The sequence below is a fragment of the Nocardiopsis chromatogenes YIM 90109 genome (assembly GCF_000341185.1).
Taxonomy (GTDB): domain Bacteria; phylum Actinomycetota; class Actinomycetes; order Streptosporangiales; family Streptosporangiaceae; genus Nocardiopsis_A; species Nocardiopsis_A chromatogenes.
In genome coordinates, this window is sequence record NZ_ANBH01000256.1 from 42,390 (window position 1) to 49,930 (window position 7,541).

Annotated in this window: 6 protein-coding genes; all 6 read left to right on the forward strand. The window is 71.6% G+C overall.

Annotation, left to right across the window (positions count from 1 at the left end):
* Window positions 1–66: 66 nt before the first annotated feature.
* Window positions 67–564 (forward strand): FHA domain-containing protein FhaB/FipA, encoded by a 498-nt coding sequence (locus tag D476_RS0123750; protein ID WP_017626416.1) that lies wholly within the window; start codon window positions 67–69, stop codon window positions 562–564.
* Entirely contained in the window at window positions 561–1,952 is a 1,392-nt protein-coding gene (locus D476_RS34295) for a Stp1/IreP family PP2C-type Ser/Thr phosphatase (protein WP_051061827.1), read from the forward strand. The genes D476_RS0123750 and D476_RS34295 overlap by 4 nt, the downstream gene beginning before the upstream one ends.
* Complete coding sequence (locus tag D476_RS0123760; RefSeq protein WP_017626418.1) at window positions 1,949–3,376, forward strand: FtsW/RodA/SpoVE family cell cycle protein; 1,428 nt, start codon at window positions 1,949–1,951, stop codon at window positions 3,374–3,376. Before D476_RS34295 ends, D476_RS0123760 begins: the two co-directional genes overlap by 4 nt.
* On the forward strand, window positions 3,373–4,812 hold the full coding sequence (locus D476_RS0123765) for a peptidoglycan D,D-transpeptidase FtsI family protein (RefSeq protein ID WP_017626419.1): 1,440 nt from the start codon (window positions 3,373–3,375) through the stop codon (window positions 4,810–4,812). Before D476_RS0123760 ends, D476_RS0123765 begins: the two co-directional genes overlap by 4 nt.
* Window positions 4,809–6,281 (forward strand): serine/threonine-protein kinase, encoded by a 1,473-nt coding sequence (locus D476_RS0123770; protein WP_017626420.1) that lies wholly within the window; start codon window positions 4,809–4,811, stop codon window positions 6,279–6,281. The genes D476_RS0123765 and D476_RS0123770 overlap by 4 nt, the downstream gene beginning before the upstream one ends.
* 71 nt (window positions 6,282–6,352) lie before the next feature.
* Window positions 6,353–7,541 (forward strand): Stk1 family PASTA domain-containing Ser/Thr kinase (gene pknB, locus D476_RS0123775; protein ID WP_017626421.1); only part of this gene is annotated, 1,189 nt, incomplete at its 3' end.

Here is a 7,541-nt window from a genome sequence, read left to right on the forward strand (position 1 = left end):
GGCCGAGAGAACGCGGCGGCGCCTGCGCCGCCCGCCAGAGCACGACAGGGGCTGAAGAGCAGTTCGATGTCCGACTTGACCCTCATGCTGATCAAGGTCGCCTACCTGGCGGTGCTTTGGCTGTTCGTCATCTTCGCCGTCGGCGTCATCCGCACCGACCTCATCGGATCCCCCTCCAAGTCCAAACGGCGCCCCCGTCCCTCCCCCTCCGGTCAGGACGGCGGCGCCCCCCGGCGGCCCGCCGCCCCCAAGGCCCCGCGCGGGCGGCGCAACGAGCCGCGCACCCTCGTGGTCACCAAGGGCCCACTGGCCGGGAACTCCCTCCCCCTCGGCCCCCACCCGATCCTCATCGGCCGCGCCAACGACGCCACGCTCGTCATCAACGACGACTACGCCTCCGGCCGGCACGCGCGGATCTACTCCGAGAACGGCCGCTGGTTCGTCGAGGACCTGGGCTCGACGAACGGAACCTACCTCGGCCAGCAGAGGCTGACCCGCCCCCAGCCCGTCTCGGTGGGGCAACCCATCCGCATCGGCAAAACGGTCCTGGAACTGCGCAAATGACAATCGCTCTCCGATACGCGGCGTACTCCGACGTGGGATGCCTGCGTGAAGGCAACGAGGACTCCGCCTACGCCGGTCCCTACCTCCTCGCGGTCGCCGACGGGATGGGCGGGCACGCCGGAGGCGAGATCGCCAGCGCCATCGCGATCTCGGCTCTGATGCCGCTCGACGACGACGTCCCCTCCACCGAGAACATGACGGACGCGCTGCAGCACGCCGTCGAGGCCGCCAACACCACGCTGGCCCAGCGGGTGCGGGAGGAGCCGCGGCTGGAGAACATGGGCACCACGCTGACCGCGATGCTGTGGTCGGGCGCCCGGGTGGCCATGATCCACATCGGTGACTCGCGGGCCTACCTGCTGCGCGACGGCGAGTTCGGGCAGATCACCCACGACCACACCCTGGTGCAGACCCTCGTCGACGAGGGCAAGATCACCGAGGAGGAGGTCGCCACCCACCCGCAGCGCTCGCTGCTGCTGCGCGCCCTGGACGGCCGCTCCCAGGTCGACCCGGACATCGCGATCAGCGAGGCCCGCCCCGGCGACCGCTACCTGCTGTGCTCCGACGGGCTGTCCGGCGTGGTCAGCGCCGCCACGATAAAGGAGACGCTGCAGGCCGAGCGGAGCCCGGACGCGGCCGCCCGTCGCCTGATCGACCTGGCCAACCGGGGCGGCGGACCGGACAACATCACCGCCGTGGTCGCCGACGTCATCGACAGCGCCACCGACCCGCACGGGCCCACCCAGGCCCCGTCCGTGGTCGGCGCCGCCGACCAGCGCCGCGAGCCCGCCATGACCCCGGACACCCCCGCGGGCCGCGCCCAGGGGCTCAACCGGGCGGCGGGCGACACAGCCGAGATGTCGCGCCCCCCGGGGATCGCCCCCGCGGACCCCGGCGACGAGGACGAGGCCGCCCCGCGCACCAAGCGCTGGTGGCCCATGATCACCGTGTTCGTGGTCGTGGCCGCCCTGGTCGCGGGCGCCGGGTGGTACTTCGGTTCCTCCTACGTCAACGGCCGCTACTTCATCGGCGAGTCCCAAGCGGGCGGCACCGTCGCGCTGTACCAGGGCATCAACACCGACATCGCCGGATACAGCCTGGCCGAGGAGGTCGAGGACACCGGCATCGCGCTGGACACCCTGCCCGACACCGAGCGGGGCGCCGTCGAGCGCACCATCGAGTTCACCGACCGCGCCGAGGCCGACGACCGCCTGGCCGACCTGCGCACCGCCGCCGACGAGGAGGCCGACTCCGACCAGGGCGCCGAGGCCGGGTCCGACGCCGGTACCGGAACGGACCCCGGCGCGGAGGCCGACACGGGCTCCGGCGCCGGCCAGGGCGCCGGTACCGGCGGCGCGGAGCAGGGCCCCTCCGGGGAGTCACGATGAGCACCGCGACCAACAGCCAGGCGCTGCCGCCGGTCAAACGGCGCAACGCCGAGCTGGCGATGACGCTGGCGGCCATCGGCCTGACCATGTTCGCCCTGATCGAGATCGGTCTGACCCGCAACGGCGAGATGCCGCCCCAGCTCTTCCTCTACGGCGGGGTGTTCGGCGGGCTGGCCGTTCTGGCGCACGTGTTCATCCGGTTCTTCGCGCCGTGGTCCGACCCGCTGCTGCTGCCGCTGGCCACCCTGCTCAACGGCCTCGGCATCGGGATGCTGTGGCGCCTGGACCAGGGGGGCATCGACCGGGCCGGTCCGATGAGCCAGCTCATCCTGACCGCGGCCAGCATGGCGGTCTTCGCCGCCATCGTCTTCTTCCTGAAAGAGCCCCGGACCCTCCAGCGCTACCCCTACATCATCGGGCTCGGCGCCGTGGTCCTGCTCCTGCTCCCGCTCCTGCCCGGCATCGGCATGACGGTCAACGGCGCCCGGCAGTGGCTCAACCTGGGTTTCACGACCATCCAGCCCTCGGAGTTCGCCAAGATCGCCCTGGTGATCTTCCTGTCCGGCTACATGGTCAGCAAGCGCGACGTGCTCTCGCTGGCCAGCAAGCAGATCAAGGTCGGCCGGTTCAAGATCCTGGACCTGCCGCGCATGCGCGACATGGCGCCGATGGCCGCCATGTGGGGCTTCTGCATCATCGTCCTGGTCATCCTGATGAACGACCTGGGCACCTCGCTGCTGCTGTTCGGCACCTTCCTGGCGATGATCTACGTGGCCACGCACCGGTCCTCCTGGATCGTCATCGGGCTGACCGCCTTCTTCGGCGCCTGCGTCGCGCTCTACCCGTTCGTGTCCCACTTCAAGGTCCGCATGGTGACCTGGCTGGACGCGTTCGCCCCCGATGTGTACTGCGTGGACGGCGTCCCGGACGACGCCTGGTGCCGCCTCAACGGCGACAGCCAGCAGCTCGTCCGCGGCATCTTCGCCCTTGCCGAAGGCGGCGTCACCGGCTCCGGCTTCGGCGGCGGCGACGTCGGCTACATCATCGAGGTGCAGAACGACTTCATCTTCGCCGCGTTCGCCGAGGAGCTGGGGCTGACCGGCATCATGGTCATGCTGCTGGCCCTCGTGCTGATGGTGGAGCGGGGGATGCGCATCGCGCTGGCCTCCAAGGAGCTGTTCATCAAGATGTTCGCCTCGGGCATCTCCTTCCTGATCGGCTTCCAGACCTTCGTCGTCATCGGCGGCGTCACCCGGGTCATCCCGATGACCGGTGCGACCATCCCCTTCGTCGCCAAGGGCGGATCAGCGCTGCTGTCCAGTTGGATCATGCTGGCCCTGCTGATGCGCATGAGCAACAACGCCCGCAAGCCCGCCCCCCAGGCCATCCAGGACGAGGGCGCCACCCAGGTGATCCAACGATGAACACGCCCATCCGCAGGCTCGCGTTCTTCAGCATGGCGCTGTTCGGCGTCCTGCTGCTCAACGTCACCTGGATCCAGGCGTTCCAGGCCGAGTCGCTGCGCGAGCACCCCTACAACGCCCGGCAGTACGCCGAGGTCCTGACCCTGCCGCGCGGCCCGATCGTCATCGGCGGCGAGGAGGTCGCCTTCTCCGAACCGGTCGGCGGCGACAGCGAGAGCTACCAGCGCGAGTACCCCTCGGGCGGGCTCTACGCGCACGCCGTGGGCACCTTCCCCATCCGCGGCGAAGGGGTCGAGAAGACGGAGAACTCCCTGCTGGACGGCTCCGACGAGCGGCTGGCCGTGCGGAACTTCATGGACACCATCACCGGCGCCGAGCACCAGGGCGCCAGCGTCGAGATGACCATCGACCCCGCCGCGCAGCAGGCCGCCATGGACGGCCTGGAGGCGCTGGGCAAGAACGGGGCGGCGGTCGCGCTCGACCCCTCGACCGGCGCGATCCTGGCGCTGTACTCCAACCCGACGTTCGACCCCAACCCCGTCAGCAGCGTCACCGACCCGCAGGACGCCCAGGACGCGTGGACCGAACTCACCGAGGACGAGCAGAAGCCGCTGCTCAACCGCGCCCTGCAGGAGCGCTACCCGCCGGGCTCGACCTTCAAGGTGGTCACCGCGGCCGCCGCGCTGGAGAACGGGGCCGAGCCCGACTCGACCATGGACGCACCGGCCAGTATCAACCTCGGCGCGCCGCTGCCCAACGCCTGGGGCGGGCCGTGCAATGGCGGTGAGCCCGACCCCCTGGCCCACTCCATCGAGCAGTCCTGCAACACCTCGATGGCCAACTGGGCCCTCGAGCTCGGCGACGACAAGATGACCGAGCAGGCCGAGAGGTTCGGGTTCAACCAGGGCGAGCTGACCACCCCGGTCCCGGCCCTGGAGAGCCTGTACCCCAACCCCTCCGGCGACCGGAACCTCCTCGGCCGCTCCGGGATCGGTCAGGGCAACGTCGAGGCGACCCCCCTGCAGATGGCGATGGTCGCCTCCGGGATCGCCAATGACGGCGACATCATGCAGCCCTACCTGGTGGAATCGGTCAAGGACTCCGACCTGTCCACCATCGAGGGCCACACCCCCGAGAAGTTCTCCACCGCGGTCAGCGGACAGACCGCCGACCAGCTCAAGGACATGATGATCCTGGTGACCGAAGGGCCGGACGCCTCCGGTCCCAAGGGCGCCATCGCCGGAATGCAGGTGGCCGGCAAGACCGGTACCGCCGAGACCGGCAGCGGCCCCACGCACAACTGGTTCATCTCCTTCGCGCCCGCAGACGACCCCCAGGTGGCGGTCGCCGTCGTCGTCGAGCACGGCGGCTCCAGCGGTGGAGAAGCCGCGGCCCCCATCGCCAAGGGCATCATGGAAGCTGTGATCGACGAGTGAGCGACAACGACCCCGGCGGCGCCTCCGACGACCCCACGGGCCTGTCGGGGGCCGTCCTCAGCGGCCGCTACCAGCTCGATGAGCAGATCGGCTCCGGCGGCATGGGCACGGTCTGGCGTGCCACCGACACGCTGCTGAACCGCCCCGTCGCGGTCAAGCTCCTGCACCCGGCGCAGATGGCCGAGCCCACCTCCCGGGAGCGCTTCCGCACCGAGGGGCGGATCACCGCCGGCCTGTCGCACCCGGGCATCGCCCAGGTCTACGACTACGGCGAGCAGGACGACCGGGCGTACCTGATCATGGAACTGGTGCCCGGGGAGCCGCTCTCCTCCATCCTCAAGCGCAACGAGGGGCTGGAGCCCGGGGTCACCCTGGACATCCTGTCCCAGTCGGCGGCCGCGCTGGCCGCCGCGCACGCCCGCGGCGTGGTGCACCGCGACATCAAGCCCGGCAACCTTCTGGTCACCGACGACGGCACGGTCAAGCTCACCGACTTCGGCATCGCCCGCGGCGACCAGTCGGTGACGCTCACCCAGACCGGCATGGTCATGGGCACCGCCCAGTACATCTCCCCCGAGCAGGCCTCCGGCCGCCCGGCCACGCACGCCTCGGACATCTACGCGCTCGGCGTGGTCGCCTACGAGTGCCTGGCCGGGCAGCCGCCGTTCACCGCGGACAGCCCGCTGGCGCTGGCGCTGGCGCACACCCGCGAACCGCCGCCGCCGCTGCCCGAGCACCTGCCCGGCCCGCTGACCGACCTGGTGGAGGCGCTGCTGGCCAAGGACCCGGCCGAGCGGCCGGAGTCGGCGGGCGAGGTGGCCCGCGCCGCCCAGGCGCTCCGCCACGGGGCGCCGGACCTGGGGGCCACCACCGCGATGGACCTGACCGACCCCACCCGCACCGTGGTGGCCGACCCGGCCGCCCGGCGCACCACCTCGGGGTCCTGGTCCGCGGACCGGGGCACCGCCTCGGATAGGGTGGCCCGCGGATCCGGCGGACCGCGCAGCAGGCTCCCGCTGGTGATCGCGGCCGTGGTCGCCGCGGTGGCGGTGGTGGTCGGGGTGGCCTTCGCCGGCGCCCTGTGGAACGGGGACGGCCAGGAGGGGCGCAACGTCGGCAACACCCGCGACGCCTCGCCGTCGGCGACGCCCAGCGCCTCGCAGGAGCAGACACAGCAGGAACAACAGGACACACCCGGCGACGCGACCGGTACCGACGGGGACGGCACCGGCGCCTACCCTCCGCCCGAGACCGGCGGCCAGACTCAGCCCTCCCAGGGGCCGCAGCCCACCGACGACGCGGGGACCACGCCGCCTCCGGCCACCGACGACCCCGGAGACGGCTCCGAGCCCGGCGACGGGGGTGACACTCCCCCGCCCGACGACGGCGCCGATACCGGCGGCGGGGACGAGGAGCCCGGCGGGGGCGGCGATACCGGCGACGGCGGGGACACCGGCGAGACCCCCTGACCCGACGACCAGCCGAGAATGTACCGACGGGGCGCCCGGCCACCGCGACGACATAAGGAACTGTTCAGCACATGTCACAGCCACGGCTCTTCGGCGGACGCTACGAGCTCGACGCCCTGATCGGGCGCGGCGGCATGGCGGAGGTCCATCGCGCACGCGACCTGCGCCTGGACCGGCTGGTGGCGGTGAAGACGCTCCGCGCCGACTTGGCGCGCGACCACACGTTCCAGGAGCGGTTCCGCCGCGAGGCGCAGTCGGCCGCGTCGCTGAACCACCCGTCGATCATCGCGGTCTACGACACCGGTGAGGACATGGTGGACGGCGTCCCGCTGCCGTTCATCGTGATGGAGTACGTCGACGGGCGCACCCTGAAGGAGATCCTCGACGACGGCCGCAAACTGCTTCCGGAGCGGTGCGCCGAGATCACCGGGGGCATCCTGCGGGCGCTGGAGTACAGCCACCGCAACGGCATCGTGCACCGGGACATCAAGCCCGCCAACGTGATGCTCACCAAGCAGGCCGAGGTCAAGGTGATGGACTTCGGCATCGCCCGGGCGATGAACGACAACCAGGCCACCATGACCCAGGCCTCCCAGGTCATCGGCACGGCCCAGTACCTGTCGCCGGAGCAGGCCCGCGGCGAGCGGGTGGACGCCCGCAGCGACATCTACTCCACCGGGTGCGTGCTCTACGAGCTGCTCACCGGCGGCCCGCCGTTCACCGGCGACTCCCCGGTCTCCATCGCCTACCAGCACGTGCGCGAGGACCCGGTGCCGCCGGCCGACGTCGACCCGGAGATCCCGGAGTGGCTGGACGCCGTGGTGCTGCGCTCCATGGCCAAGGACCGGGACGAGCGCTACCAGAGCGCCGAGGAGATGCGCCAGGACCTGGAGCGGGGTCTGCAGGGCATGCAGCCCGCGCCCAGCACCATGGCCATGGGCGCGGCCGGGTCCACCACGGCGCTGCCGCCGGTGGAGGAGGACCGCGGCGGCTACGACCGCTACGACGACGACTACGACGACCGCGACGGCAAGGGCGGCAAGGCGGCCCTGTGGGTGCTGCTGGTGCTCGCGCTGCTGGCGGCGGGGGCGCTGGTCGGCTTCCTGGTCTTCATGAGCCAGGGCGACGACGGCGGGGGCGGCGGCGATGCGCCCGAGCCGATCAGCGTGCCCGACGTGGCGGGCCAGTCGTTCGACGACGCCGAACAGGCGCTCCGCGACGAGGGGGTCACCGGCGACATCGCGCAGGAGGCCGAGCCCA